The 26,857-nt window shown below is 55.6% G+C and carries 26 protein-coding genes and 3 tRNA genes; 15 read left to right on the top strand and 14 right to left on the bottom strand.

What is annotated here, in order from left to right:
- Window positions 1-441 precede the first annotated feature (441 nt).
- Window positions 442-1,317, top strand: coding sequence for an NAD(P)-dependent oxidoreductase (locus tag MY052_RS12655; RefSeq protein WP_248537099.1), 876 nt, complete (start codon window positions 442-444; stop codon window positions 1,315-1,317).
- A 19-nt stretch (window positions 1,318-1,336) separates the two neighbouring features.
- Window positions 1,337-2,209 carry an oxygenase MpaB family protein gene (locus MY052_RS12650; protein WP_248537098.1) on the top strand — a complete coding sequence of 291 codons (873 nt, stop codon included), beginning with the start codon at window positions 1,337-1,339 and terminating at the stop codon, window positions 2,207-2,209.
- Here the strand turns inward: MY052_RS12650 and MY052_RS12645 are convergent.
- Window positions 2,170-2,922, bottom strand: coding sequence for a metallophosphoesterase family protein (locus MY052_RS12645; RefSeq protein ID WP_248537097.1), 753 nt, complete (start codon window positions 2,920-2,922; stop codon window positions 2,170-2,172). The genes MY052_RS12650 and MY052_RS12645 overlap by 40 nt on opposite strands.
- Before the next feature lie 103 nt (window positions 2,923-3,025).
- Between MY052_RS12645 and MY052_RS12640 the strand changes: the two genes are divergently transcribed.
- Window positions 3,026-3,904 carry a LysR family transcriptional regulator gene (locus MY052_RS12640; protein WP_248537096.1) on the top strand — a complete coding sequence of 293 codons (879 nt, stop codon included), beginning with the start codon at window positions 3,026-3,028 and terminating at the stop codon, window positions 3,902-3,904.
- Between the two features lie 101 nt (window positions 3,905-4,005).
- Here MY052_RS12640 and MY052_RS12635 read toward each other — a convergent pair whose 3' ends face one another.
- Window positions 4,006-4,146: a hypothetical protein gene (locus tag MY052_RS12635; RefSeq protein WP_112205122.1), complete on the bottom strand. Its 141-nt coding sequence runs from the start codon at window positions 4,144-4,146 to the stop codon at window positions 4,006-4,008.
- Between the two features lie 261 nt (window positions 4,147-4,407).
- On the opposite strand from MY052_RS12635, the gene MY052_RS12630 reads away from it, so the two are divergent.
- Complete coding sequence (locus MY052_RS12630) at window positions 4,408-4,614, top strand: hypothetical protein (protein WP_035896157.1); 207 nt, start codon at window positions 4,408-4,410, stop codon at window positions 4,612-4,614.
- A 69-nt stretch (window positions 4,615-4,683) separates the two neighbouring features.
- Here the strand turns inward: MY052_RS12630 and MY052_RS12625 are convergent, their stop codons facing one another.
- From MY052_RS12625 to MY052_RS12610, 4 genes are all read right to left on the bottom strand, one after another.
- The gene (locus MY052_RS12625) at window positions 4,684-5,874 is read right to left on the bottom strand and encodes an MFS transporter (RefSeq protein WP_123650449.1); all 1,191 of its coding nucleotides are present in this window, start codon (window positions 5,872-5,874) and stop codon (window positions 4,684-4,686) included.
- Window positions 5,871-7,118, bottom strand: coding sequence for a peptidase T (gene pepT, locus MY052_RS12620; protein ID WP_248537095.1), 1,248 nt, complete (start codon window positions 7,116-7,118; stop codon window positions 5,871-5,873). Before pepT ends, MY052_RS12625 begins: the two co-directional genes overlap by 4 nt.
- A gap of 238 nt (window positions 7,119-7,356) precedes the next feature.
- On the bottom strand, window positions 7,357-8,658 hold the full coding sequence (locus tag MY052_RS12615; protein ID WP_248537094.1) for a uracil/xanthine transporter: 1,302 nt from the start codon (window positions 8,656-8,658) through the stop codon (window positions 7,357-7,359).
- A 145-nt stretch (window positions 8,659-8,803) separates the two neighbouring features.
- Window positions 8,804-9,757 (bottom strand): LysR family transcriptional regulator, encoded by a 954-nt coding sequence (locus MY052_RS12610; protein ID WP_248537093.1) that lies wholly within the window; start codon window positions 9,755-9,757, stop codon window positions 8,804-8,806.
- A gap of 141 nt (window positions 9,758-9,898) precedes the next feature.
- Here MY052_RS12610 and MY052_RS12605 point away from each other — a divergent pair, with 141 nt between their 5' ends.
- The 8 genes from MY052_RS12605 (at window position 9,899) to MY052_RS12570 (ending at window position 18,604) form a co-directional block, all read left to right on the top strand.
- Complete coding sequence (locus MY052_RS12605) at window positions 9,899-10,426, top strand: NAD(P)H-dependent oxidoreductase (protein ID WP_248537092.1); 528 nt, start codon at window positions 9,899-9,901, stop codon at window positions 10,424-10,426.
- A 158-nt stretch (window positions 10,427-10,584) separates the two neighbouring features.
- Window positions 10,585-11,229: a carboxymuconolactone decarboxylase family protein gene (locus tag MY052_RS12600; RefSeq protein WP_248537091.1), complete on the top strand. Its 645-nt coding sequence runs from the start codon at window positions 10,585-10,587 to the stop codon at window positions 11,227-11,229.
- Between the two features lie 110 nt (window positions 11,230-11,339).
- A complete protein-coding gene (locus MY052_RS12595; RefSeq protein WP_248537090.1) occupies window positions 11,340-12,542 on the top strand; it encodes a multidrug effflux MFS transporter in 1,203 nt (400 codons plus the stop codon).
- 201 nt (window positions 12,543-12,743) lie between these two features.
- A complete protein-coding gene (hflK, locus tag MY052_RS12590; RefSeq protein ID WP_248537089.1) occupies window positions 12,744-14,636 on the top strand; it encodes a protease modulator HflK in 1,893 nt (630 codons plus the stop codon).
- Window positions 14,633-15,634 carry a protease modulator HflC gene (gene hflC, locus MY052_RS12585; protein ID WP_248537088.1) on the top strand — a complete coding sequence of 334 codons (1,002 nt, stop codon included), beginning with the start codon at window positions 14,633-14,635 and terminating at the stop codon, window positions 15,632-15,634. The genes hflK and hflC overlap by 4 nt, the downstream gene beginning before the upstream one ends.
- Window positions 15,631-16,230, top strand: a complete 600-nt coding sequence (locus MY052_RS12580; protein ID WP_248537087.1) for an SPFH domain-containing protein — start codon at window positions 15,631-15,633, stop codon at window positions 16,228-16,230. Before hflC ends, MY052_RS12580 begins: the two co-directional genes overlap by 4 nt.
- A complete protein-coding gene (locus MY052_RS12575) occupies window positions 16,227-16,700 on the top strand; it encodes an SPFH domain-containing protein (protein WP_248537086.1) in 474 nt (157 codons plus the stop codon). The genes MY052_RS12580 and MY052_RS12575 overlap by 4 nt, the downstream gene beginning before the upstream one ends.
- The gene (locus tag MY052_RS12570; protein ID WP_202215798.1) at window positions 16,697-18,604 is read left to right on the top strand and encodes a heavy metal translocating P-type ATPase; all 1,908 of its coding nucleotides are present in this window, start codon (window positions 16,697-16,699) and stop codon (window positions 18,602-18,604) included. The genes MY052_RS12575 and MY052_RS12570 overlap by 4 nt, the downstream gene beginning before the upstream one ends.
- Window positions 18,605-18,686: 82 nt before the next feature.
- On the opposite strand, the gene MY052_RS12565 is transcribed toward MY052_RS12570, so the two are convergent.
- Window positions 18,687-19,205, bottom strand: a complete 519-nt coding sequence (locus MY052_RS12565; RefSeq protein ID WP_248537085.1) for a phosphoribosyltransferase — start codon at window positions 19,203-19,205, stop codon at window positions 18,687-18,689.
- 41 nt (window positions 19,206-19,246) lie between these two features.
- A complete protein-coding gene (locus MY052_RS12560) occupies window positions 19,247-19,762 on the bottom strand; it encodes a hypothetical protein (protein WP_248537084.1) in 516 nt (171 codons plus the stop codon).
- Between the two features lie 11 nt (window positions 19,763-19,773).
- Between MY052_RS12560 and MY052_RS12555 the strand changes: the two genes are divergently transcribed.
- Window positions 19,774-20,538: a DeoR/GlpR family DNA-binding transcription regulator gene (locus MY052_RS12555; RefSeq protein WP_202215795.1), complete on the top strand. Its 765-nt coding sequence runs from the start codon at window positions 19,774-19,776 to the stop codon at window positions 20,536-20,538.
- Window positions 20,539-20,653: 115 nt separating this feature from the next.
- Here MY052_RS12555 and MY052_RS12550 read toward each other — a convergent pair.
- The 3 genes from MY052_RS12550 to MY052_RS12540 all read right to left on the bottom strand — a co-directional run bounded on the left by MY052_RS12550 (window position 20,654) and on the right by MY052_RS12540 (window position 20,893).
- A tRNA-Val gene (locus MY052_RS12550) sits at window positions 20,654-20,730 on the bottom strand.
- Window positions 20,731-20,734: 4 nt separating this feature from the next.
- Window positions 20,735-20,811: transfer RNA gene (locus tag MY052_RS12545), tRNA-Val, on the bottom strand.
- A 5-nt stretch (window positions 20,812-20,816) separates the two neighbouring features.
- Window positions 20,817-20,893: transfer RNA gene (locus tag MY052_RS12540), tRNA-Val, on the bottom strand.
- Window positions 20,894-21,171: 278 nt separating this feature from the next.
- Here MY052_RS12540 and zinT point away from each other — a divergent pair.
- Complete coding sequence (zinT, locus tag MY052_RS12535; RefSeq protein WP_248537083.1) at window positions 21,172-21,819, top strand: metal-binding protein ZinT; 648 nt, start codon at window positions 21,172-21,174, stop codon at window positions 21,817-21,819.
- Window positions 21,820-21,895: 76 nt separating this feature from the next.
- Here the strand turns inward: zinT and mdtK are convergent, their stop codons facing one another.
- The gene (gene mdtK / locus MY052_RS12530) at window positions 21,896-23,269 is read right to left on the bottom strand and encodes an MdtK family multidrug efflux MATE transporter (RefSeq protein WP_202215794.1); all 1,374 of its coding nucleotides are present in this window, start codon (window positions 23,267-23,269) and stop codon (window positions 21,896-21,898) included.
- A 251-nt stretch (window positions 23,270-23,520) separates the two neighbouring features.
- On the opposite strand from mdtK, the gene MY052_RS12525 reads away from it, so the two are divergent.
- Window positions 23,521-24,159 carry a riboflavin synthase gene (locus MY052_RS12525; RefSeq protein WP_035897539.1) on the top strand — a complete coding sequence of 213 codons (639 nt, stop codon included), beginning with the start codon at window positions 23,521-23,523 and terminating at the stop codon, window positions 24,157-24,159.
- Window positions 24,160-24,201: 42 nt separating this feature from the next.
- On the opposite strand, the gene cfa is transcribed toward MY052_RS12525, so the two are convergent.
- Both cfa and punC read right to left on the bottom strand, forming a co-directional pair.
- Complete coding sequence (gene cfa / locus MY052_RS12520; protein WP_202215793.1) at window positions 24,202-25,350, bottom strand: cyclopropane fatty acyl phospholipid synthase; 1,149 nt, start codon at window positions 25,348-25,350, stop codon at window positions 24,202-24,204.
- Window positions 25,351-25,647: 297 nt separating this feature from the next.
- Entirely contained in the window at window positions 25,648-26,841 is a 1,194-nt protein-coding gene (gene punC / locus MY052_RS12515) for a purine nucleoside transporter PunC (RefSeq protein ID WP_248537082.1), read from the bottom strand.
- Window positions 26,842-26,857: the final 16 nt, after the last annotated feature.

Below are 26,857 nucleotides of genomic sequence, written 5' to 3'. Positions count from 1 at the left end.
TCAGTTAACAGCAAAAAACAACACAAATGTCACTGAAACCGATGAGTCCCCGCTGGAAATCGGCGAGCCGGAGAATGGAAGACAAGGTCAGGACGCCATGGATGGCGGACTGAGGCGAACCGAGACAGGATGTCGAGTTTCGCCGTGCCGCAGGCTGGAGTCGTAGGCGAGCGCAGTGCGAAGCACCGATTTCCCTGTGGGGCCGCGGGGATTGTTAAGGGGAGCGCGGCAAGCTCCCCTTAACCCGTTCACCGGTGAAGAGATTCCATATTTCACCTGACGTAAAGTGAACGGAACCCTTTGCCAGACTGGCATACGTGATTCTGTCCCGCGAATTTACGCACAAGATCCAAAGCTCAACAACCTCAACCATTAACCAGTTGCTTTTCTGCCGAATAATCATCACGCTACCAAAAAGGCCGACCATCTGAGGAGAGATATATGAACGCACTGCCCGCGGTAGCGGTACTGGGTTTAGGCGCAATGGGGCATGCATTTGCCGCCAACCTGCTGAAAAAAGGCTTCACGGTATACGGCTGGAACCGCACGCCGGGTCGCGGCGATGACCTGGTCTCAGAAGGGCTGGTTCAGCGTGAAACTGCCGCGCAGGCGGTGAGCGACGCACAGGTGATTATCGCCATGCTCACCGACGGAGACGCCACGCTGGCGGCAATCCGCGCAATTGCGCCATCCTGCCCACAGAATGCGACTTTCTGCCAGATGGGCACCATCGGCATTCAGGAAACGGCCGACGCTATCGCGCTGCTCGAAACACTTCGCCCCGATATGCTCTACCTTGATGCGCCCGTTTCCGGCACTAAAGCTCCGGCGGAAAACGCCCAGATTCTGGTGATGGCCAGCGGTGACCAACAGCGTGCGGGTGCAGCCCAGCAGGTCTTCGATGCCATTTCTCGCGGTACGCAGTGGTACGGCGACGCAGGTAACAGCCAGAAGATGAAGCTGGTCATTAATGCCTGGCTGATCTCAATGATGCAGGGGGTCGCCGAAAGCATGCAGCTAGCCAAACAGTTTGGCTTCACGCCGGGACAACTGTGGGAAACGCTGGACGGCGGGCCGCTGGCTGCGCCGTACGTGAAGGGTAAGCTTGAGATGATCCGCAAAGAAGACTACACCCCACAAATGCAGCTTCAGCATGCGCTGAAGGATGCGCGTCTGGCGCTGGCAAACGCCCCGCAGGGCACCATGCCGGTGATGAACGAGATAGTCGACATGTGGTCGCAGGCTTCACAGGGTGGGCTGGCCGAGCAAGATCTGGCGGCGGTTTATACCTGGCTTGATAACTCGCGCAAGGCGTAAATAAGCAGGGAGATGAAGCATGGAGTGGCTACGCCAGCGCATTGAACATCAGGTGCTTGGCCTGACGGGGATGGCGCTCAACGAAATTGATTTTGAGCACCCAGCAGGCGAACCGGGGCTGTTTGGCCCGCAGTCGGCTATCTGGCCGGTGCATGGCGACTTCACCTCTATGCTGTGCGGCGGCATCAGCGCATTACTTTTGCAGATGCTGCATCCGCTGGCGCTGGCTGGCGTGTGGGACCATTCCTCCTTTCGCGAGGATATCTTTGGTCGCCTGCGCCGCACCAGCCAGTTTATTTCCGCCACGACGTTCGCCACCGAATCTGATGCTGAGCGGTTGATTGCCAAAGTGAAAGCTATTCACGAGCGGATAAACGGCGTCGACGTCGACGGTACGCCGTATGCTGCCAGCGACCCTGATTTGCTCACCTGGGTTCATATCGCTGAATGCAGCTCGTTTATGGCCTCTCATCTGCGCTATCGCCGGGTGGTGGTGAGCCCGGCAAGACAGACCCAATATTTTATTGAGTCCGCGAGTATCGCCGAGCGTCTGGGCGCGCGTAACGTACCGAAAACGCCGCAGGCGGTAGCCGATTACCTGCAGAACATGCGGCCTCAACTGCGCTGCGATGAGCGCACGCAGGAGGTGGCTCGCGTGCTGATGACCACTCGGCTGCCGGGAAGGATGGCGCAGCCCGCGGGCGCTATTTTGATGAAAGCTGGGATAGACCTGCTGCCGGATTGGGCGCAGGAGATGCTGAATCTCCGTTTGAGCCCGTTAGAACAGCGCATTGTGCGCGGTGGGGTTCACTCCATTGCGGCGGTACTGCGCCGTTCAGTGCGTAACGGCGCTTACCACTGCGCGATGCGCCGGGTCAGTTCATCGGCATAAAAATCCGGGACGTTGCTTTGTCGAATGGCGATGGCAACCTGCTGGACATCGTAATTCACCGTTTTTATGGTGAGCGAGAGCGCTCCTTCCTGAACGTCTCCAGATAGCCAACTCGCCGGCGGTTGGCCCGGTTTGATGCGCCCAACGGCGCCGGGATTGGCGAACACCAGCGGCCTGCCTTCTGGCGTATTAATGGTTCTGACGTGGGCGAAATGGGTATGCCCGCAAATCAGCGCATCAACGGTTTGTAGCTGCGGGAAGGCCAGCAGCGTGTTCGCGGGGGTATCGGCGTAGAGGTATTCCGACAACGAACGTGGGCTCGCATGTACCAGCAAAATGCGTAGCGGTTGCTCCAGCAGTATCGACGCGGGAAGCGACCGCAGCCAGCGGCGGTTTTCCGCTGTGATCGTCCGTTTGCTTAGCGCAATGGCGTCGGCGCGGGCGTCACGTTCCTCGGGGCTGTGCTTTGCCATCGGCGTTACGGGTTCGTTGCCGGCAATGCGCTGGTCGTGATTACCGCGCAAAACCGGTATCTGACGCTCGCGCAGCAGCGCAATCACTTCGTTAGGCCAGGGGGCAAAGTCGACCACGTCACCCAGGCAATAAATGCGGGTAATACCGTGGCGGTCAATATCGGCAAGCACAGCGTTGAGCGCCGGTAGATTGGCGTGAACATCGCTAAAAATGGCAAAACGGCTACACATGGTATTCATCCAGCAACCTCTAAGATGCCTGTAGCATCGGCGTTCCGGCACCCATGTTCAATTCTTTATCCTGAGTTTATTATTAGGTAAAACCTAACAATCAGGAGCGGTCATGGAGCTTCGACATCTCCGTTATTTTCTTGAAGTCGCGAATACCCTGCATTTTGGCGCGGCGGCGCAAACGCTGGATATAGCTGTGCCGACGCTCTCCGTGCAGATAGCCCAATTAGAACGAGAACTGGGTACGCCGCTGTTTGTGCGCACTCAGCGACGTGTAGCGCTCACGCAGGCGGGGGAAATGCTTCGCGATGAAGCAGAAGCCACCATTCGCCAGGCCGAGCAGGCAAAGGCGAGGGTACAGAGCGTGGCGCGGGGCGAGCAGGGGTATCTACGCGTTGGGTACGTGTCATCGACGCTGATGTCTGGCGTACTCGGCACGCTGTTTACGCGTTATCGTAAGCGTTATCCCGATGTCACCGTGACCGTCAGTGAAATAGCGATGGAGGGCATGGCGGCACTGCTGGTTGCGGGAAAGCTCGACGTGGCGCTGGTCCGTGGCCCGATAGCGCTGCCCGCGGAGGTGGCGCACCGGGTATTGCATCATGACTATTTCTGTCTGGCGTTAAGCGATAACCACCCGCTGTCTGCCGTGCATGAGGCGATTCGCCCGGAGAGTCTGAGTCAGCAAACGTTTATTTTGCCTGAGCAGCGCTCCGGAACGCTGGAGGTGGCGCGACGCGGTGGTTTCACTCTGGAGCGCACGCAAAGGGCGGGAAGTCTGACCGAAGTGCTGGCGCAGGTTTTACTGGGTAACGGCGTGGCGGTTGTTCCGGCAATATTGTCGCAGACGGTGAGTCTGCCGGGCATCTGTTACCGGGATATAGCCGGGGAGGAAATTGCCTCGGTATTGTGGTTACTGCATCGAAAGTGCGAGCGTATGGCGGTGATTACAAATCTGCTGGCGCTGACGAAAGAAGTTGATAATAAGTGACGTTGTCACATTTTAAAGTCAGTTGTAGCCCGGCCGAGCGCAGCGACGCCGGGACAGACTCCCCACTAACATGAAAAACCGGCCATCAGGCCGGTTTTTCATTAGATTTTGCAGGCATCGCCGCAATCATCGTCGGCAACAATCGCCTGCGCTTTCTTGTCTGCATCATCAAGACGCTCCGCGTTACGTTCTTGCGCTTCTTCCAGTCCGTCAAAGACCAGATTATCGAGATCAATTTCCATTTCCATCGCTCACCTGTGCTCACTCTGTTCTACAATTGTCACAGTATATTGCAAAAATGTTGATTGATGTACCCGCATCTGGACCCGCACGCGTATTCAGCACGATCCGCTCGTGATGAAAAAAGAGAGAGATGGCTGAAGTGTGACGGCGCGCAACAGGAATGCGCACGCAGTGTTCAAAAAGTAACTGATAACAGGCGAATACTGGAAACAGTAGAGCATATAGCCTTGAAAACGAGTATCAGACCGGAGGGATATGCAATGCAACAACAGGATCAACAAACGTTAATGAGTTTTGATTTCTTGGCCCGCAGTTTTGCCCAAATGCAGTCGCGAGGCCGCCCTGTCGATATTTGCGCGGTAACCGGCAATATGAACGAGCAGCAGAGAATATGGTTCTGTGCGCGGTATGAGTACTACCGAACACAGGCAGAAAGCGCAAAGCAGCAGGTAGTTGAAGTGTATTGATCGTTAACGGGCCTGGTGGCCCGTTTTTGATGGTAAGCGGGCACAAAACGTGCCCGTTGTTGTTTCTGATTAACGTGCTTTTTTAGGAAAGACCAGCAGCGCCACAATCGGTGAAACCACCATCAGGGCGAAGACGTAGGTAAAGCCCACGCTAAAGCCGCCCGTCAGGTCAACCGACCAGCCGATGAGCTGGCTGTTGATGGTTGCCAGCAGGAAGGTGCAGACCCAGAAGGTTGACATGGCATAGGTGACGGTCTGCGTGGTGGCGTTTTTGAGCCCCTCTTTAGGAATCGAGAAGATAAACGCAAACCAGGTCGCGAAGATACCGCCGGTCAGGAACGAACAGACCAGAATCACGATGTCGTTGGTGGCAAATAGCATGGCAAAGGTGGTGACCGCCATAAAAATACTGGAGATAAACAGCCAGTTTTTATAGTGATAGCCACGGTTCTTAAAGTAAGGCCCCACCAGTGCGCCCAGCATGATCCCCACCTGGTTTACCGTCCCGCTAAGATGCGCGTGCGAATCCGCCGGTAGATGCGCGTATTTGGCGTAGTAGAGCGGCAAGAAGGTGAACATAAAGACCATCATGATCATCGCTCCGGCATACTGCGCAATCATCCCCCACACGATACGGCTGAAAATGGCCTCTTTCAGCACCGCCATTTTACTTTCACGGCTCTGGCTCGCGGCATTTTCCTCACTGCGCTCTTCGTCGGTAAAGCACAGCATCCATACCACGCCCAGCAGCAGCGTGATAACGCCATAGCCTGCTAGCAGATTGCGCCAGCCGCCAAACAGCGTAGACAGGTAGCCTGCCAGGGTCAGCGCAATAATGGTGCCGATGATGTTCGAGGTACAGTTGATGCTGTTAAGCGTGGCGGCCATCTTGTTATCAAAGAAGCGGGCCACCGTCGGCACCAGGGAGACCAGACATACCGCACCGCCGAGGCCGCCGAGAAAGCGGATAATCAGCAGTAGCGTGAAGTTATCAATAAACGGAATAAATACCGATACCCCAATCATCACGCAGCCCAGCAGATATGACCTGCGGGTGCCCATACGGGCAACCAGCACCGCGGTGCACACGGCGCCCACGATTTTGGCCCACAGAATCACGTTCGACATCAGCGCCGCGTGCGACACGTCGACGTTGAAGTCATGCATGATCTGCGGCATCACCGAGCCGGTAGTGGCCCATGCTGCGCCAAACACCATGTAGACGGCGTAGAGTACAAATTCAATGGTCCATTTTTTCACGCGCGAGCCTCACTGATGCTCAGTTCAACCATCTCCAGCAGCATCTCGCTTGCCAGACGCAGAGATTCAACGGGTAAAAACTCTTTGGTGGAGTGGAAATTGTGGGCGCCGGTAAAGATATTGATGGTTGGTAGGCCTTTTGGCGTAATCACGCTGCCATCGTATCCGCCGCGCATAATCAGCGGTTTTGGCGTAATGCCGAGGTTATGCATTGCCCGTTTCACGTTCTCGAGAATTTCCGGCGAACGGTCGAGGCTTGGCTTCACGTTGTCGTAAATATCATTCAGCGTGATGGAGACACGTTCTTCGCCCCAGCGCTGCTTGAGGTCGGCGACAATCGCTTGCAGCGTGGCTTTACGTTGCTGATAGCCGTCGATTTCAAAATCACGGATGGCAATATCCAGCGTCGCGCTGGCGGTATCACCGCTTAGCTTGTGTGGCCAGTAGTAACCTTCGCGACCTTCAGTGTGCTCCGGGCGCTCTTTTGGCGGCAGGGCGGTAATCACCTCGGTGGCGATGCACAGCGCGTTAACCAGTTTGCCTTTGGCGCTCATCGGGTGGGCCGTCATGCCTTTCACCGTAATCTGCGCGCTGCCGGCATACCAGTTTTCAACAACGTATTCGCCCACGCCGCAGCAGTCGAGGCAAATACCGAAGTCGGCGTTTAGCTCAGCTACATCCAGCGCTTTCGCCCCGCGAATGCCAATTTCTTCGTCCGGCAACAGTACCAGGCGGATATCGCCGTGCGGCACTTCCGGGTGAGCAATCAGATATTGCAGCGCTTCGGCTCCTGCGGCGATGGCTGCTTTATCATCGGCACCTAACAGGCTGGTGCCGTCGGTGGTAATGAGATCCTGGCCAACGTAGTCCAGCAGCTCCGGGTGGTTTTCCGGGGAGAACACCTCGCCGCTTCCCGGCAGCACAATGGCTTTGCCGTCGTAATGGTTTACGCGCACCGCATGGGTATCACCGGTGTGGTCCGGCGCGGTATCGAGGTGGCCAAAGAATACGATTGACGGGGCGTTGGAAATATTCGCGGGAAGGGTAATCGTAGTGATAGCGTTGTCTTTTATCTCAACGGAGACACCGGCATGGTGGGCAAATTGACTGACAACGTGTTGGGCGAGTTTAAATTGATTCTCACTGCTCGGTAAATTCTGACTGGTTGGGACGGAAGTGGTGTTGATTAAGGTATATTCGAGAAATGTTTTTGTTATTTTATCGCTATCAATACGTTTTTTCATTACGATTTGCCTATTATTTGGTTACGTAAGGAAACACTTTATTCACATCTTTATGGAAGGGATAAAAAGCTTCTTACCGTTCTCTCTTATGCAACAGGAAACGCTTGCGTGAAGGGGTGTTGTATTATTCTCTTGCCAGACAACACCGTTATTAATAGCACATTATGAGGGTATGTAAAGCGGTCAGCGTGGGAAGCGGAAGGGCATGCTCCCCACGGCACAGGAAGCGAAATGGGAATTATTTAAAACGGTCCCAAGGAATAATATTATCTAACAATACGGACAGCAAAATTCCCATCAATAAGCCATTACTTAACAACGGGCGAATAGTCAGTGGAACATCCTGTAAATACATGGGAGGCAGCGCCATTAAAAATAACCCTATAAATAACGGGAGTGCCAGACGATAAATATTGCGTGAAGTGAACTTCACCTGCTGGCTGAATACCAGGCTGGAATAAAGTAACGGCAGATAAGAAACCAGCATGACTGCACTACTGACCCCTAATGGGATGGCGCAGAAGAAGCGCGAGAGCGGGGTGATAATCGCCACCAGCAGAAACAGCAGCGAACCGTAGAAAAATGACCTTCGGGAGCTATCGCCGGTCTGGGTTAATAAACCCACAGAAGAGACAAAAGGTGAAAACGGGATCACCGCCAGCGGGACGGTGATGAGCGTAATGACTCCGGAGACCACAAAACTCCGGCGGTAGTGGACGCCGGTTGCTGGACTTTGCGGGTAGAACACATCGGTGCCACGGATGGCACCGTAGGTATTACTGATGTTGACCAACCCGGTCATGACCGCCGTGAGGATAATCCCCGGCGAGAGCGTACCGTGGCTGCCTAAGGGGAACAGCTGCCAATGCAGTTCGCCAAAGGCGACCGTTGATGCGCCAAAGCACAGACGCCAGACGAGCCAACCCACCACAGTGCCAATCAACAGCGCATAGCGGGAAATGCGCTGAGGCAGAAAGACAATCAGGCCAATCACGAAGAACATCACCGCGGCGGAAACGCCGAACGGCGCCAGTTGAAGGCTGACGTCAGATTTAGCGATGCCAAACGGTAGTCCCAACATGCCCTTAAAGAAGATGGCGGTAAGCTGCGCGCCGAGCAGCAGCATAAACGCGACCATTACCGTTGGGGTAAACAGGCGAGCCAGACGGTTGCCAAGCCCGCTGACGCCAATAAGGATGGTCAGCACGGCAGAAATCGCGATACCGACGGCCAGGCTGCTGGCGATGTCGTTAAGCGGCGTACCGCGCGAGGCTTCCGCAAGAGTGATGGTCAGAATCGTTCCCCACCACAAGCCGGTTGGGCCTTCCATAATGGCGCGGCGATGGCCGAAAAACACCTGTAACAGGCAGGCCACGGCGGTGCTGAGAAATGCATACTGCGTCAGCATCAGCAGGCTGCTGTCCGGCAGATGGAAGGCGGAGACTAGCGTCGGCGGCACCACCACGGTATTGCAGAAAATAAAGAAGAACCACTGAAAACCGGATAACAGGTTTTCGCGATGATACAGAGACTTCGGCATAGGTTACACCTGCAAATAAACGCTACTGTAGGTCTTTTTGTCGCTCGACGGCGGTTCCCGGCATTAACGGCCTGAAAATGGGCATGAAATGCCGAAAATACGGCATGAAATGCATTATTTGTGTGATGAATGCATGGTCCCTGAACTATGCTACAAACTCTGCCAGTCTGGCAACGGGGAAATGCAACCTACTGTCCTGACGAAAGGTTTCCAACAGGTATTCAACGGTCGCCTTAACCCGCGGTGCCACCAGCGCCCGATGCGGATACTGAATCACCATCTCGTAGCTGCCGGTATCGTGCTGGCCAAAAAGCAGCGTTTTTAGCTGCCCGCTTTGCAGATGCGAGAGCGCATGATGTACACCGACCTGCGCGATACCAAGCCCCAGCAGGGCGGCCTGAAGCTGCGCTTCCGGGGCGGACAACGTGACAACGGCGGCATCCGGTTCGAGGGTTATCAGGCTGCCGTCGGGTCCGTGGAAGTTCCAGGGGGACACTTTGCCGCCGAGAAAACGGCGGGCAATCAGATGATGGTGTTTAAGCGCTTCGGGCGTGGTCGGAACGCCATATTCAGCAAGGTATGCCGGTGAGGCCACCAGCACCATATTCAGCAGGCACACCGGACGGGAAATCAGCGACGAATCGACGATACGCCCGCCGCGGATGGCCAGGTCGTAACCGTCGCGGACAATATCCGTCACCCGATCGTCGAAATCAACTTCAACGGAAAGGCCAGGATAGCGCTGGCGAAGTCCCGGAAGGGCGGGCAAAAGCTGCTCACGGCCAAAAGCGGCGCTGGTAGAGATACGCACGTGGCCTCGCGTCTCCATTTTCCCGGCAACCACCGTATCTACTGCGGTATCCAGCGCTTCTACGGCGATTCGCGCCTGCTGGAGGAAGAGCGTGCCTTCTTCGGTCAGACTGAGCTTCCGGGTGGTGCGGTTCATCAGTCGTACCCCGAGCGCCTGCTCCAGCCCGGCGATGTTTTTACTGATGGCGGCCGCGCTCACCCCCTGAAGTCTTGCGGCGGCGGCAAAGCTGCCCGCATCGGCGGCATCGATGAAAGAGGTAATGGCGCGCACGCGCTGTGAGAGATCCATATGTAACTCCGGTCTCGGGTAAATAATCTTTATTATTAACCTTGAGTTGAAAGTGTATCAACTATAGGCGCTATTAAAGTTATCAATCTCTCGTCGCATACTGCTTGTCATTCGCAATAAACACGACAAGGTTATCGATACATGAAAACGCTGGTGATTGTTTCACATCCCTATTTCTCTCAGTCCCGGGCGATTCACGCCCTGCAGGAAACCGCCGAAGCAGCGGAAAACGTAACGGTACGTAATCTGGAAACGTTGTATGGCGACTCCCCGGATGCCATCGACGTCGCGGCAGAACAAGCAGCGTATGCCAACGCCGATCGGGTGGTATTTCTCTATCCCACGCACTGGTTCAACCTGACCCCGATGCTCAAAGCGTACCTGAATGCGGTCTGGACCTACGGCTGGGCGTTTGGCCCCAGCGGTGAGGCACTTAAAGATAAACAGCTGCAAATCGTGACCACGGCGGGAGCGAGTGAGTTCACGTACTCCCACGATGGGCTACTCAACAGCACGATGGAAGAGGTTCTGACGCCAATGAAAGCCAGCGCCCGCTACGTGGGCATGCGCTACCGTCAACCGCTGGCGTTCTATGAGGTGGCGGCGCGCAATAAAGACAAACTCAGCGAGTTCCAGACACGGTTTGCCGCCGAGCTGCGTGCGGCATAACACGAGGAAAGGCAGCATGAAAAAGTGAGGGTATTAATGAAATTGATTCATAGCTCAGTTCTGAATTTACGCCCTAATCAACCTAATACCAACGCCCTATACTTTTCCCATTTACTCGTTTATACGGGAGCCTCAGGGCTCCCTTCGGAGATGCCACGATGCAAAACCCACTGAATACCTGCCAGCAGGCGATTATCCCGATTGCGGCACTGACCGCCTGCGGCGATATGGCCCGGCTCACCACCGCGCTTCACGAAGGCCTCGATGCCGGTCTGACCGTCAATGAAATCAAAGAAGTGCTGGTTCAGCTTTACGCCTACTGCGGTTTCCCGCGCAGCCTGAATGGCCTTGGCTGTTTTATGTCGGTGATGAACACCCGTCAGGCGCAAGGGATTGTGGATGAAGCAGGGAAGGAAGCCACCCTGGCCGCAGCGGGGTGGGATAGCCTGACTGCCGGACGTGATACGCAGACTGCGCTAGTGGGAAGAACCGTCAGCGGGCCGCTGTTCGATTTTGCTCCTGCTATCGATACCTACCTGAAAGCGCATCTGTTCGGTGATATTTTCCAGCGTGACGTGCTGGACTGGCAGACGCGCGAACTGGCAACCATTTCCGCGCTGGCTGCTATTCCCGGTGCGGAAAGCCAGCTCAAAAGCCACTTTGCTATCAGCCAGCATAACGGCATCAGCCCGGAACAATTCCACGCGTTTATTGCGGTGCTGGTGGCAAAATGTGCACCGGATATTGCCGCAAACGCTAATGCGATGCTGGCGCAATTTCTTGATGAGATACCGTCCGCTTAAGCGTAACGGTGAGGGCGTTTGACGCTTTATTTGGTGCATATCTCCATACCTTAGCCCTCGTCGATCACCGGCAGCGACACACTGCCGGTTTCTTCTTTTTCCAGGATATTATGAGTCGAACAGAACATTCCGCACCGAATAAACGTGCTGCCACTTCCGGCGTCTTTTTCATCGTCATTCTTGGCGCGCTGATGGCGTTTACTTCCCTTTCTACTGACATTTATCTGCCTGCGATGCCAATGATGGCCGCGCAGCTTCAGGGTAATGTCGAGTTGACGATTACCGGTTTTTTGATTGGTTTCTCCTTTGCTCAGCTGGTCTGGGGGCCGATAAGCGACCGTATCGGGCGTCGCATTCCGCTGTTTATCGGGATGGTCCTGTTTGTGATTGGCTCTGCGGGCTGTGCGCTGTCGAGTGATATGCCGCAGATTGTGTTCTGGCGCGTGTTCCAGGCGTTTGGTGCCTGTACCGGGCCGATGCTGGCGCGCGCGATGATTCGCGACCTTTATGCGCGTACACGCGCCGCACAGATGCTTTCAACACTGGTGATTATCAGCGCAATTGCGCCGGTTATCGGCCCGCTGTTGGGCGGTCAGATTGTTACCGTTGCCTCCTGGCGAATGGTGTTCTGGCTGCTGGTGGTGATGGGGGCGGCGATGTTTATTGCCCTCTGGTGGCTGCCGGAAACGCTGCCTGTGGAAAGGCGGCTGACGACGCCAATCAGCAGCGCCTTTGGCAATTACGGTACGCTGCTAAAAAACCGCGAATTTATGCGTTACACCCTGTGCGTAAGCTTTTTCTACGTGGCGGCGTACGCGTTTATTGCCGGTTCTCCGTTTGTGTATATCCGCTACTACCACGTTGACCCGCAGCACTACGGTTGGCTGTTTGCGGTGAATATTGTCGGCGTGATGGCGCTGAGCTCGGTGAACCGCCGTCTGGTGCAGCGTCACCCGCTGCATACTTTGCTGCGCATAGCGTCCTGCGTGGCCGCGCTGGCGACCGTTGTGCTGGCGCTGTCGGTGAAAATGCACCTCGGTGGGATGCTGATGATGGTGCTGACCATCTTTATCTTCTTCTCGATGAACGGCATTGTTGCCGCTGCTTCTACCGCCGCGGCGTTGGATACCGTACCCGGAAACATGGTGGGCTCCGCCTCAGCGCTGATTGGCTCATTACAGTACGGCAGCGGGATTGTCTCTTCGTTGCTGTTATCTATCTTTAGCGATGGCACACCGTGGGCGATGGCGTGGATTATGATGACGTTCACGCTGCTGTGTTTTGTGATGGTGATGAAGGGAAAGCGCGGGTAGGGCCTGCGAATTCAGACACGAAAAGCCGTACGGAACATCCGGTTACATATTGATACCAAAATGATTCCGACGGCTAATTATATTCTGTTTTGTATATTGCCATGATGTTATATCGTAACGCAAAAATTCGCGTCGGTTTGCCATTCCTGCTATTACCTTATGTGTTGCAGCCGGTCAGGCGAGCCCATTGGGAGCATCAGGGTGTCATTACCACCATTATTGCCGAAGGGCGCTCAACGTAGCCGCCTGCTTCTGCGTCTTACCATCATCAAAATCTCTCTCGCTGGCCTGCTGATGCTGGTCGGTTTGATCTACGCCTTTCTCTCGATGATTGCCGGCACGGGCATCTGGTTGCCCGCGTTTCGCCTGCTGCTGGCGGTGGTGCTGGTCGCACTGGCTTTCATTGATAACGCTATTCGTTTTGAAAACCCGCCGCCACCTACGCCGGAGGGCGAACCCGCGACGGTGGCAAACAAGTGGTTGCCGATACCGCCAGCACTCCAGACCTGGTGGACCTATTTCCAGCAAAATCTGGCGATGCCCGCCGTGCTGTCGCTACTGGCGATGGCGTTTGCTATCGCGGGCCTTGCCGACCGCAGTCCCGCCAGCGAAGCCGATACGGCAATTAGCCGCGTCATTCCCGGCGTGCTGCTGGCATTAAGCTTTGGCCTGCTGGTGATTGAGCGCACGATTAGCTTTAAAGCGCTGCGTCACTGGCGCTATCAGCAGGAGTATGTCGGGCTGGCGCGGATGATGCTCAGCCTGCTGGTTTTGCTTGCTTCTGCGCTGCTGCTGGTCACCTATTCGCCGACGCTGACGCTGTGGCTTATCAAGCTGGGCTGTTTGATGATTCTGCTGGTGGCGCTGGAGTATTTCCTGCGCACGATAATGGTGATGGCGTCGCCGCTTTCAGCAGACCTTGCTCCGCGGCTCCTGACCCGTAGTCTGTTTGCCGCCCAGTATCGTTGGCCGCTGCGGCCCCTGACTCTGGTGCTGAATACCCTTGAGCAACGTTTCGGTATCGATCTTCGCCAGGTTCAGGCCTTTCGCCTGATGGGGAAAACCTTGTTACCGGTTGTGCTCGGTCTGGCCATTGTCGGCTGGTTATTGAGCGGTCTGACGCAGGTGCCGCTGCATCAGCGGGGGATTTACGAACGTTTTGGCCGACCGATGGCGGTGCTTTCTCCAGGGCTGCATGCCGGATTGCCCTGGCCGTTTGGTCGGGTGCGTGCCGTGGAATTCGGCGCGGTACATGAACTACGGCTGAGCGACGAACCAGAGCAACAGGCAAGCAGAGCAGAGCCCGATACCGCAGAAGGCCCGGCACCACAAAACAGCTGGCGTCTATGGGACAGCAGCCACCTGACCGATCAATCTCAGGTGATCGCCAGCCAGGCGGCGGATAACCAGAGTTTTCAGATAGTGAATATGGATATTCGTCTTATCTGGCGCGTAGGGCTGAGCAATCAGGATGCGTTAAACAGCCAGTATCAGGCAGAGGATCTCCCGGTACTGGTGCGCAGCATTGCCCGCCAGGTGCTGGTGGCTGAGTTTGCCAGTAAGCAGCTCGATGAACTGCTTAATGAGCAACGTGCAAGCCTGGCAACCGCGCTTAATCAGCAAATTCAGCAGCGTTTAACGGCGCTGCATACCGGTGTCGAGTTGCTTTCTACCCGTATTGAAGCTATTCATCCGCCAGCGGGGGCCGCTGATGCCTATCACGGCGTTCAGGCGGCGCAAATTGCCGCCAGCGCACGAGTAGCCCGTGAACGGGGTTATGCGGCTACGATGACCATCAACGCCCGCCAAAATGCGCAAACCCGCGAGAATGGCGCCGAGGCCTTTGCCGCAGAAAACCTGTCGCGCGCCCGGGCCGCTGCGGTGCAGTTTGCCGCGGATAGCCAGTCCTGGCAGCAGGCCGGTCAGGCCTTTATTCTTGAGCGTCGTTACCACATTCTTAGCCAGACGCTGGCGCACACGCCGTTATTAATCCTGGATAGCCATCTCCAGGGCACGAATGAACCCGTCCTCGATATGCGCCAGTATCCCGCGCTTACGGATAGCACCGCACCACAGAAGGCCAGCAAACCATGAAGATCCATTCAATCGTTCCTCCGCAACCGACGGAAAAAATTGGCGTGCGTCAGATACCGTCGCCCCAGCCGCTGCGGCATAAGCGGGCGCTGCGCCTCGGCATTGCGGCCTTTTTGCTGACGCTTGCCGTCCTGACGGCCTGTCTGCTCAACGTGAGCGCCGGCAGTGCGACGGTTGTTACGCGTTTTGGTAACCCGGAGCGTGTGCTGCTGTCGCCGGGTCTGGCATGGCGTCTACCGGCACCGTTTGAAACGCCGATTAATGTCGACCTGCGCGTGCGCTCGACCTCCAGCGGTTTGCAGGATGTGGGAACCCGGGACGGTCTGCGCGTACTGGTGCAGGCGTGGGTTATCTGGAAGGTGAAGCCGGATGATAACAATGTGCTGCGCTTTATTCGCGCCGTGCAGAATCAGCCGGATGAAGCGGCGCGTCAGATACGGACTTTTATTGGTTCTGCGCTGGAAACCACCACCAGTAACTACGCGCTGGCGGATATCGTCAACGTAGATCGTAACAAGGTCAAAATTGACCAGCTCGAGCAGGGGTTGCAAGCGCAGCTGAAAAGCCAATTGCTCAACAGCTATGGTATTGAGGTGATTCAGACCGGCATCGAGCGGCTGACGCTTCCGGCGGTCACCCTAAACGCTACCGTCGATCGCATGCGTGCTGAACGTGAAACCATCGCCGCAGAGCGGACGGCGGAAGGCAAGCGTCTGGCGGCGGAGATTCATTCTCAGGCGGATCGCGATGGGCGTATTGTGGAAGCGGACGCCTCGGTAAAAGCGGCGACGATTATGGCCAATGCGCAACGCGACGCGGCCTCTATTTATGGTAAAGCCTGGGCCAGCGACCCGCAGCTGTATAGCCTGCTGCGTTCACTGGATACGCTGAGCACCATCGTGAATAGCAACACGCGGCTGGTGCTGCGTACCGACGCAGAACCGTTTAAGGCACTGGTGCAAGGGCCGGAGCAGTTACAAGAGAGCGCCAAACCATGATGCGCGAATCGCCAAAGGCGACGCCCTGGGGGCAGTCGTACCGGATAGCTTTTTTCACCCTTTACGCAGCGGCGATAATGGCGGCCTGCGCGTGGCTGTTTTCCAGTATTTACCAGATTGCGCCTGACAGCAGAGCGATTGTCTATCGCTTCGGCAAGCCCGTTCGGGTTGAAGGTGCCGGGTTGCTGTTTGCGTGGCCGTATCCCATTGAACGTGTAGAACGGGTACCGGGCGCAGAGCGCATACTGGAACGCGACGTGCTGGCATTACAGCGCGAGCAGCAGCTGAGCCAGATTAACAGTTGGGATCGTGACAACGACGCTGGGGCGGGGGCCGGTTATCTGTTAACCGGCGATGCGGGCGTAGTGCAGCTTAATGTGCGGGTGTTCTGGCGCGTGAGCGACCCGGTACAGTTTGCGCTACAGCAACCGCATATTGACCCGCTGATCGACCGTTTGACGGAGCGGGCGGCGGCAGTGGTTTGCGTGGGGCGCGATCTCGACTCCATTCTGGTTACTCGCCCGGAGACCTTACAAAATGACAGCCATGCGGGCAGGAACGCATCCAGCTGCGCAGCGATTTTAAACAGGCCATGACGCAAAGCCTGCTGAAGCTGGCTGATGGGGGCAACGATCCGGGCATTCGTATTGAACGCGTGGATATCACCTCATCGCTACCGGAAAATGCCGTCGCCGCGTTTAACGCCGTGCTGGCCGCCGGGCAGCAGGCGGAGCAGGCCGTTGCCAGCGCCCGCACCACCGCGGCATTGCGAACCCAACAGGCGCAGCAGCAGGCGGACCGCACGCTCCAGCAGGCTGAGGCTAGCCGTCAAGAAATACTGGCGCAGGCCAACGTGGATACCCAAACCATTACACAACTGGCCGACGCTCGCCGTGCGGGGCTCGATGGCGGGCTGTTGCAGCGTATCTGGCGCGATAAAGTGACCCGTATTCTGGCCCAGGCGGGACAGGTGATTACCGTCGCACCCGGTGACGATAGTCGATTGATTTTGCAGGGGCTACCGGCTCAGCCTGCCACGCCGACCAATAGCGAGAAACAACCATGAGTCATCAGTGTAGCCACGGGCATATCCATTTTAGCGGCAATCTGCAAACCCCCGAGGAACAGCGGCGGATGCAGCGCCAGCTTACGCTTACGATGATAACCATTGGTCTGCTGCTGCTCAGCTTGCTCTGGCGAGCCATTGCGCCGGATCAGCCCGGCATTAGCGACATTCTCGCCGGGGTGGCCTGGCTGCTGGTGGCGGTGCCGGTTTTCCGTGCCGGATGGCACAGTTTGCTGCACCCTGACCTGCATGGCGTGACCGACCTGCTGGTGGTGTTGGCCATGCTGGGGGCGTGGGCGTTGGGGGATTTAATGACCGCTGCGCTGCTGCCGGTCATCATGATTTTCGGTCATATCCTCGAAGAGCGAAGCGTGATGGGAACCCGGCAGGCGATCGCCGGGCTGAGTAAACTGACGCATAGCCAGGCGCGGCGCGTGCGGGCAGACGGCGAGATGGAGTTGATCGATAGCCAGCATTTGCGTGCTGGAGAGGTGGTTGAGGTGAGAGCCGGTGACCGGCTCCCTGCTGACGGGCGCATACTTTCCGGGCAGGCCAGTCTGGACGTGGGGCACATCACCGGTGAATCGGTGCCGGTTGAAGCCGTAACGGGTATGAACGTTTTTGCCGGCAGTATTAACCTGAACGGTCTGCTGCGCGTTGAAGTGACCCACACGGGCGACCAGTCGACGCTCGGCAAAGTCATCGCGCTGATGAAGGACGCTGAGCAGGCAAAACCGCCGATCACCCGTATGCTTGAGCGCTATGCCGGTCACTATCTTATTCTGGTGCTGCTGATTGCGGCGACCACCTGGTTTTTAACCTACAACAGCCAGGCGATGCTGGCGGTGCTGGTGGCGGCATGTCCCTGCGCGCTGGTGCTCTCAGCGCCCGCCACGGCGATGGCGGGCATTGCCGTGGCCGCGCGTCACGGGATTCTGATCCGCAACGCGGCGTTTCTTGAAGAACTGGCGGATGTTGATGCGCTGATTGTCGATAAAACGGGTACCTTAACCGAGGGCCGACTCAGTTTTGTCGATGCGCTATTGGTAACCGAGATGCCTCGCGAGCAGGCGCTTGCGCTTGCGGCGGCGCTGGGGGCGACCAGTAACCATCCGGTTAGCCGGGTACTGGCCGAAACCTTATCTGATACCGGCGGGCACGCACTTCGTGATGTCGAAGAGATTCAGGGCGTGGGGATTGTGGCGACGACCGATGACGGCATCGCATTGTTGGGGCGACAGGCGCTCTTTACGCGCTACAGCGTCAAGACGACACCGTTGCCAGCGCATGAAGGGCCGGTCGTTGGCCTGGCGCTGAACGGCGTGTTCCTCGGCTGGTTCCTTCTGGATGATACGCTGCGTGCCGAAGCGCCCGCGGTCGTTGACGAACTTAAATCGCTGGGTATTGGCCGTGTGCAGTTGTTGACCGGCGATCGGATGTCCGTTGCTGAGCGCGTGGCGCAGCAGGCGGGCATTGATGAACTTGCGGGTGAAGCGCTGCCAGCAGAAAAGTTGCGCCAGGTTCAGAACATGGTGGATGAAGGCTGGCGACCGATGGTGGTGGGCGACGGTATCAACGATGCGCTTGCATTAAAAGCGGGGGCCGTCGGTATTGCGATGGGCGGTAACGGTGCTGACATCGCACTGGCTTCGGCAGACGTGGTGCTTGCCGGTGGCGATCTCAGGCGTTTACCCACGGCGATTCGGCTGAGCCGCAAATGCCGCGCCACGCTGCAGGTAAACGTCTTTATCGGGCTCGGTTGGACAATTTTGATTGTCGCCGCCGCAGCCATGGGCCTGCTGGGTGCCGCCGGGGCGCTGATTGCGGCGGTGCTGCATAACCTGAGCACGTTGCTGGTGTTGCTCAATACCGGCCGGTTATTGCAGTTTGATGAGACTGACTAAAGCCAACCTAAATGACGCGTGGCAAAAGGTCTTTGCCACGCGTCTTTCTAATGGGTAAAGAAAACCAACGCTCAGACGGGATCTATTTTATCAGTCGGGCGACATTCGGCCGGTTACGGTATTTATTCTCCCACGGCATCCCGTAGCCAACCAGAAGACAGTCACTTTCCATTTCATAGGCGTAGTATTGTTTGACCGGGATCGCGACGCGGCCGGGCTTCACAAAAAGTACGGCAACCGAAACGGAAGCGGGGTGATAGTTGTCTGCCAGGTGCGCGACCAGCCGCTTCATCGTGCCGCCGGATTCAATCGCGTCGTCAATAACGATGACATGCCGGTTGGTGATATCAATATTCTGGTGATAGACGATGGTTGAGTCGTTATGCCGCTCACCGGGGGTATGAGGGCATGAAATATAGTCCATGCTGATATCAAAATCTAACTGCCGGGTCAGGTCTGCGGTGAACAGTATTCCGCCCGGAACCACGGTTATCACGACCGCATCGCTGAAATCACGGTTTAGCTGTGCGGCGACCTGACGCACGCCGGAGGCAATGGCGGCTTCATCGAGGATAATTTTGCCAATAGGTTGATTGCTCATTTGAACTCCTGGTCGGTAAAGATAAGCGCTGAGATAAAGGGTCAGCCTACTGAAATCACCTGGTTGTGTAAGATCCCCGCGATGATATCGCGAGCCTCTCGTGCCTCGGGTAACTCGCGATGTTGGCCACAGTGATATTGCGAGAGCCAGTAGGTCAGCATCCCCAGAATCAGGCGAATGGCGCGCCCTGATGCAGGTACGATGCCAGAGACCACGCGGGTCAGACAGTCAGTGATTGCGGGCTGAACGGCAAGCTGATGTTCACTGGCATGCTGCATCAGTTGCGCATACAGCGGCTTCAGGCTGCCGCGTCGCGCTTCGTAGTAATAGCGGATAAATATCTCTTCCGTTGCGTTGATATCCTGGGCGATAAACCAGGTATGCGTTCGCTGTTCAAGCTGCTGTAGATAAGCGCTGAGACCCTGAGATAAGGTGATGTGCACGCGATGCTCCTGGTTATCGGGAGAGTTTTGTCCGGCTAAGCTTTTCAGCACGGCCTGAAAGATAGCGCCACTATGATACATTGTGATAGATTGTGCAATATGTTGCTCGGTCATTGGAGGTTCTCTTGATTGATTATGATGCTTTACCTGACCAGAGACAGGCGTTTATTCATCAGCTATTGATGACCACCGGTCGGGTGATTGGCGCTGATGTTGCGCGGCAGCTCGGGGTCTCGGAACACACTATTCGCCGTGATCTGCAGGAACTCGCCAGAAAAGGGGTGTGTAAGAAGGTCTACGGCGGCGCTGTTAGTCAGCTTATTGCGTCAAGTTCGCTGGCCACGCGGATTGAACAGAACGTCAGTGAAAAGTCGCTGGTGGGTAAAAAATGTGCCGAGCTGCTGAAGCCGGAATCCTGCATCTTTATTGATTCAGGTTCGACCTACCTGGCGATGGCGGCGTTTATTCCCGAGGATATTGAACTGACGATAGTCACTAACTGCCCGCAGATAGCCGCGGCATTAGGGGCCAGAACGAACGGAGAACTGATACTTCTCGGCGGTAAGGTGAATCCGAAAACCGGCAGTACGCTCAGTTCAGATACGGTAAATCTGGTACGCGAAATGGTCTTCGACCAGGCTTTTATTGGGGTGTGCGGTCTGGATCAGCAGGCTGGCTTGAGTGCCGTGTACTATGAAGATGCGTGCTTTAAGAAAGAGGTTATCGCGCAGAGTAACGAGGTCATTGTCGCCGTCACGGCAGAAAAAATGTCTCAGGTGGCCCGCTACAAAGTGGTTCCCTGCGACGAGATTGATGTGATGGTGGTAAGTCCTGAAACGGTGACTACAGATTTCGACAACAGCACAATTCGTATTGAAACAGCGGAGTAGCGAATCGTTGTAGTGGGGAGGTGAAAATATCTTCCCACGTCATGACGCGAGATTGCTGCGTGATGAATCAACTCGATAGGGGATAGCGGTAAGAAAATTCGGAGATAAAGCGGAATGGTGCGTCTGAATGGACTCGAACCATCGACCCCCACCATGTCAAGGTGGTGCTCTAACCAACTGAGCTACAGACGCATAATGGTGCGTTTAATTGGACTCGAACCAACGACCCCCACCATGTCAAGGTGGTGCTCTAACCAACTGAGCTATAAACGCATTAATGGTGCGTCTGAATGGACTCGAACCATCGACCCCCACCATGTCAAGGTGGTGCTCTAACCAACTGAGCTACAGACGCATTGTTGCTTGCGACAACGGGGACGAATATTAGCGGCAGCGGCGGTCGGTGGCAAGCGGAAAATGTGTGATTTCACCCGACTGGAGAACTTTTGCCCACATTGCTCGCGTTTTAACGCGGTTGATAAAATTCATTGATCTGTCTGCATTTTATTTATCCAACGGCGCGACCCTGAAGACCGAACGCATAGACAAAACAGGAAGGTCTGTGTGGTTGAGAAATGAATTGTTATAATATAACATCTCATTTTTTCTCACATCATATAAGGATAAATAGCAATGAAACTTCTGGGAAAAGTAACGCTGGCAGTTGGCGCGCTGGTCGTCAGCGGGCAGGCGCTGTCACACGGGCATCATGACCACGGTCAACCACTCACGGCAGTAGAACAAAAGGCGGCAGAGGGGGTTTTTAGCAATAGCGATGTTAAGGATCGTGAACTGAAAGATTGGGATGGCGTTTGGGAGTCGGTAAACGCACTGCTGCTTTCTGGCGATCTCGACCCGGTTTTCCAGCAAAAGGCTAATAAAGACAAGAGTAAAACCTTTGCCCAGATTAAAGAATACTACCGTAAAGGCTATGCTACCGATGTGAATATGATTGGTATCGAAAACGGCACCATGGAGTTTCACGTGGGTGACAAGGTGAGTGCCTGCCAGTACCGTTACGCGGGGCACAAAATCCTGACTTACACCTCCGGCAAGAAGGGCGTGCGCTATCTATTTGAATGCCAGGACGCGAAGAGCGAGGCACCGAAATTCGTGCAGTTCAGCGACCATATTATTGGCCCGCGCAAGTCCAGTCATTTCCATATCTTTATGGGGAATCAGTCTCAGGAAGCGCTGTTGGCAGAAATGGATAACTGGCCGACCTATTATCCGTTCCAGTTAACGAAACAGCAGGTGGTAGACGAGATGCTACACCACTAAGCGGTAGCGCCGCGTTGCACCTCGGCCGGGCTACCTTTGAGTGTAGCCCGGCCAGGCGAAATGCCGCCTGGAAATGTTAACGCGAGGCGCGCTGAAGAATCACCACGTCCGGTTGGCGTTGCAGGAAACGCATTCTCAGCATCATCAGCACCGCGGCCGATGTCAGACCAATAATAAAGCCCCACCAGAAGCCCGCCGGGCCCATTCGCGGTACCACGATATCGGTCAGCGCCAGCACGTAGCCGCACGGTAGGCCGAGAACCCAATACGCGATAAAGGTAATAAAGAAGATCGACCGCGTATCTTTATAACCACGCAGAATACCGCTACCGATAACCTGCACCGAGTCAGAAATCTGGTACAGCGCTGCCAGCAGCATCAACTGAGCGGCAAGCGTCACCACTTCCGGATTGTCGTTGTACAGCAGTGCGATGTGCGTGCGCATCAATGTGGTGAAAATCGCCGTGCACATTGCCATACACACCCCGACGCCGAGCCCGGTGCGGGCGGAAACCTGCGCATCCGGCGTAGAGCCCTGCCCAAGGCGGAAGCCGACGCGGATGGTAACCGCCGCCGCCAGCGACATTGGCAGTACGAACATCAGCGAGCTGAAGTTCAGGGCAATCTGGTGGCCGGCGACGTCGACGATTCCCAGCGGAGAGACGAGCAGCGCCACCACGGCGAACAGAGTCACTTCAAAGAATAACGCCAGCGCGATGGGCAGCCCTAAAGAGACCAGTCGTTTCAGGATGGCCGTATCTGGGCGGGCAAAGTGTTCTTTGTTACGGATGTCGCGCATCGAGCCCGCATGGCGAACGTAGTAGAACATGCTGAAGAACATCACCCAGTAGACCGATGCGGTGGCGACACCGCAGCCCACGCCGCCGAGTTCCGGCATGCCAAAATGGCCGTAAATAAAGATGTAGTTCACGGGAATATTCACCAGCAGACCAATAAAGCCCATCACCATTCCGGGCTTGGTTTTGGCAAGGCCTTCACACTGGTTACGTGCAACCTGGAAACAGAGGTAGCCCGGTGCACCCCATAACAGGGCACGGAGGTAGCCGACCGCTTTATCCGCCAGCGCAGGGTCAATGTTATGCATTGAGCGGATGATGTATCCCGCGTTCCACAGCACCACCATAATCAACACGGAGACAAGTCCCGCCAGCCAGAATCCCTGGCGCACCTGTTGTGCGATTCGGTCGCGACGACCGGAACCGTTGAGCTGGGCAATCACCGGGGTGAGGGCCAGCAGTAAGCCGTGACCAAAGAGGATGGCTGGCAACCAGATAGAGGTACCAATGGCGACGGCAGCCATGTCGGTAGCGCTATAGCCGCCTGCCATAACCGTATCGACAAAGCCCATCGCGGTTTGGGCAACCTGCGCGAGGATAACTGGGATAGCCAGCGCTAATAACTGCCGCGCTTCACTAAAGTACTTCTGCACGTGAACACCTGTATTGTTGTTATTTATTCTCGCCGTACGCTGGGTACGGGAGACAGAAAAGCCGCCTTAACCGGCAGCAAGAAGAATAAATAGAGGATTTGCTCCATCATTGTAGCGAGGATTTGCTTTTAATCTAGTCAAAAAATAGGTGGAGCGGCGGGGAAGGTAGCAACCTGTTTTATCAACTGCTATTGTGCGTAGCAGACGAATCGGTAGACGTACCGTAATGATTATCAACAGGAGTTAACTGCATGTTCACTGGTATTGTGCAGGGCACGGCAAAAATCGTGTCCATTGATGAGAAACCGAACTTCCGTACCCACGTTGTGGCGCTGCCGGAACACATGCTGGCGGGTCTTGAGACGGGCGCATCGGTTGCGCACAACGGCTGCTGCTTAACGGTGACGGAAATTAACGGCGACCAGATAAGCTTTGATCTGATGAAAGAGACGCTGCGCATCACTAATCTTGGCGATGTGAAAGAGGGCGACCTCGTGAACGTTGAGCGCGCGGCGAAATTCAGTGACGAAATCGGTGGTCATTTAATGTCCGGTCATATTATGACCACGGCGGAAGTCTCTAAAATCCTGACCTCTGAAAATAATAAGCAGATCTGGTTTAAAATTCAGGACCCGACGCTGATGAAGTACGTCCTGTACAAGGGCTTTATCGGTATTGATGGCATCAGCCTGACGGTCGGTGAAGTGACGGCGACGCGTTTCTGCGTCCACCTGATCCCGGAAACCCTGGAGCGCACTACGCTTGGCAAAAAACGCCTGGGCGACCGCGTCAACATTGAAATTGATCCGCAAACGCAGGCGGTAGTCGATACCGTTGAGCGTGTGATGGCGGCAAAAGAAGCGGCACAGCAGCAAGCTGAAGCGGAATAGGCAGAAAAAAAAGCCCGGGGCTGTGTGCTCCGGGCTTTTTATTTATCGGGCGACGCGCAAACCGCTCTCTACGCCGCGTGAGAACATCACCTGCCATAGCTGAATATCTCGTGCACGGAACGCACCCGCGCAGGCGTTGAGATAGTAGCTAAACATGCGTTTGAATCGTTCAGAATAGTTGTCCGCGATTTCCGGCCAGCATTCGAGGAAGCGTTCATGCCATGCCATCAACGTCGTATCGTAGTCAGCGCCAAAGTTGTGCCAGTCTTCCATCACAAAGTGAGGTTCGCTGGCGTGCGCAATCTGGCGTACTGAGGGTAAACAGCCATTCGGAAAGATGTATTTATTGATCCAGGGATCGACATTATTGTCCGTTTTTTTCGAGCCGATAGTGTGCAGTAAGAACAGTCCGTCGGGCTTCAGGTTTCTGTCGACGACGGAAAAATAGGTGTCATAGTTTTTCGGACCAACGTGCTCGAACATCCCGACGGAAACAATGCGGTCAAACTGATCGTTAAGGTCGCGGTAATCCTGCAGCAGTATTTCGACATCCAGCCCTTCACAGCGCGCCTGCGCCATTTTTTGCTGCTCCGCTGAAATGGTCACGCCCTTAACGCTCACGCCGTAATTTTTGGCCATAAATTCGGCCAGACCGCCCCAGCCGCAGCCGATATCCAGTACTTTCATGCCGGGTTGGAGCTGTAATTTCTGGCAGATAAGGTCCAGTTTGGCTTCTTGAGCTGCTTCCAGCGTCTGCGCATCTTTCCAGTAGCCACAGGAATACTGCATAAACGGGTCGAGCATGCGGCTAAAGAGATCGTTGCCGAGGTCGTAGTGTTCTTTACCGACCTGCCAGGCACGCTTACGGCTTTGTAGGTTAAAAAGACGCGCGGCGGCAATGCGAAGCGTATCTTTAATATTGTGAGGGAGTTGCGTTTCTAATCCGGCGCGCAGTACCTTGTCGAAAAAGATATCCAGACGATCGCATTCCCACCAACCGTCCATATAACTTTCGCCAAGACCCAGCGAACCTTCTTGTAAAACACGTTTAAACAAACGCGGATTTTTGACTTGAATATCGCAGGAAGCATTGCCGTTAATCTCAATGCCTGCTCGGCTTAGCAGCTCGCTAACGATACGATACCAGTCGTCATCCGGTACATTTACTTCTTCTATACACGATGAGCTCATAGCTTCTCCATCCCGACCTGATGATCAGAACCTTAAAACAGCGTAGACGCTTTTTATGGGTTTGTGAGAAATCTCACGAAATTCGTGAGCCTGCTATCCGACGTAGCACAGAGGAAGGGAAGTATCCCTTGCCGAAAGCCTATCCATGGTCCAACGGGAAGCTATCCTGCTCCCGCTTAATAAGTTAAATCTATATTATTTATGTGATGCGGATCCAGTATAGGACGCTAAGTTTGTTGATTCAACTAAAAATCTTAGCGCCCTAATCATTTCCTGAGATATTGATATCGGTGATGTTTAGGCGTGGGAAGTGGCGTGTTCCATATCGCGTTCAGCGCGGCGCGCGGCCAGCTGAATTTTGTAACCGACGCCAGCAAGCAGCACGGTGACCAACATTACGCTGGTAGTGGTCAACAGCGGCGTCGCAATCAGCGTAGAGACCGCCAGGCTTGCGAGGAAGCACAGTCCTAATTGCAGGGTGTTCTGCAGCGCTGCGGCGCGCCCCGTAGCCTGTGGGAAAGGCTTCAGAGCCTGAGCGACGACGATCGGATAAATAGCACCGTTCGCAATAGCCATTACGCAGAATGGAATCAGCAGGGCAGTCAGCGACGCATTCTCAGCCAGACCTACTGCCCAGGTGCCCACCACGCTCAGCGCGTAGATAACCAAAAGCCATGGCAGCATTTGTGCGCCACGCCATTTCTGCAAGGCCGCGCGACAGCCGTAGCCGCCAATCAGGAAGGCGATGGTTTGCGGTACATAGCTTAGGCCTATCACCGTTGGGCTGTAGCCCATCTCATGCAGAATAAACGGCGAACCGGTAAGCCACGCGAAGAAGCTTGCCGAACAAGCGGCGTAGATAAGTACGTTGCCACGATAGTCTTTGCTGCGTAACAGACGCATAAAGGTGAGCTTCTCTTCGCTCGCGGCGTGCTTTTTGTGCGCCGGTTTCAGGCGGAATGCCGGCAGCATCAGGAGCAGCGTAATAATAAACAGCGTGGCGAAAATAGCCTGCCAGTCAAAGTGTGCCAGCAGCCAGCTACCCAGCAGCGGGGCGAGCGCCGGTGATAGCCCAACCAGCGGCATGATGGTGGCGAAAATACGGTTAGTACGCTGGGCCGGATAGTAATCGGTGACCATGGCCTGCCAGGTCACCGCAGCCGCACAGACGCCAACGGCCTGTACAAAGCGCAGCACCAGCAGCGTGGTGCCATCGCGCACCCACAGCATACCAATGCAGCCAATAGCAAAAATGGTTAACCCAGTCAGCAAAATAGGCTTGCGACCATAGCGATCTGACAGCGGTCCCCACAAAAGCTGCGCGACGGCAAAGCCTGCCAGAAACAGGCTGAGGCTCGCACTGACGGCGGAAGCCGGCGTTTGCAGGTCTTCCTGAATGGCGGCAAAAGCGGGGAGATACATATCGGTGGCCAGAAAGCCTAATACGCTCAATCCCGCGAGCCAGACTAAAAATCCTTTCCCAGGTTGCATAAACTTCGCCCTTTTT

This window comes from Kluyvera ascorbata, assembly GCF_023195735.1.
Lineage (GTDB): Bacteria > Pseudomonadota > Gammaproteobacteria > Enterobacterales > Enterobacteriaceae > Kluyvera > Kluyvera ascorbata.
The sequence above is the reverse complement of the archived record's forward strand: the minus strand, read 5'-3'. Positions and strand labels throughout refer to the sequence as shown.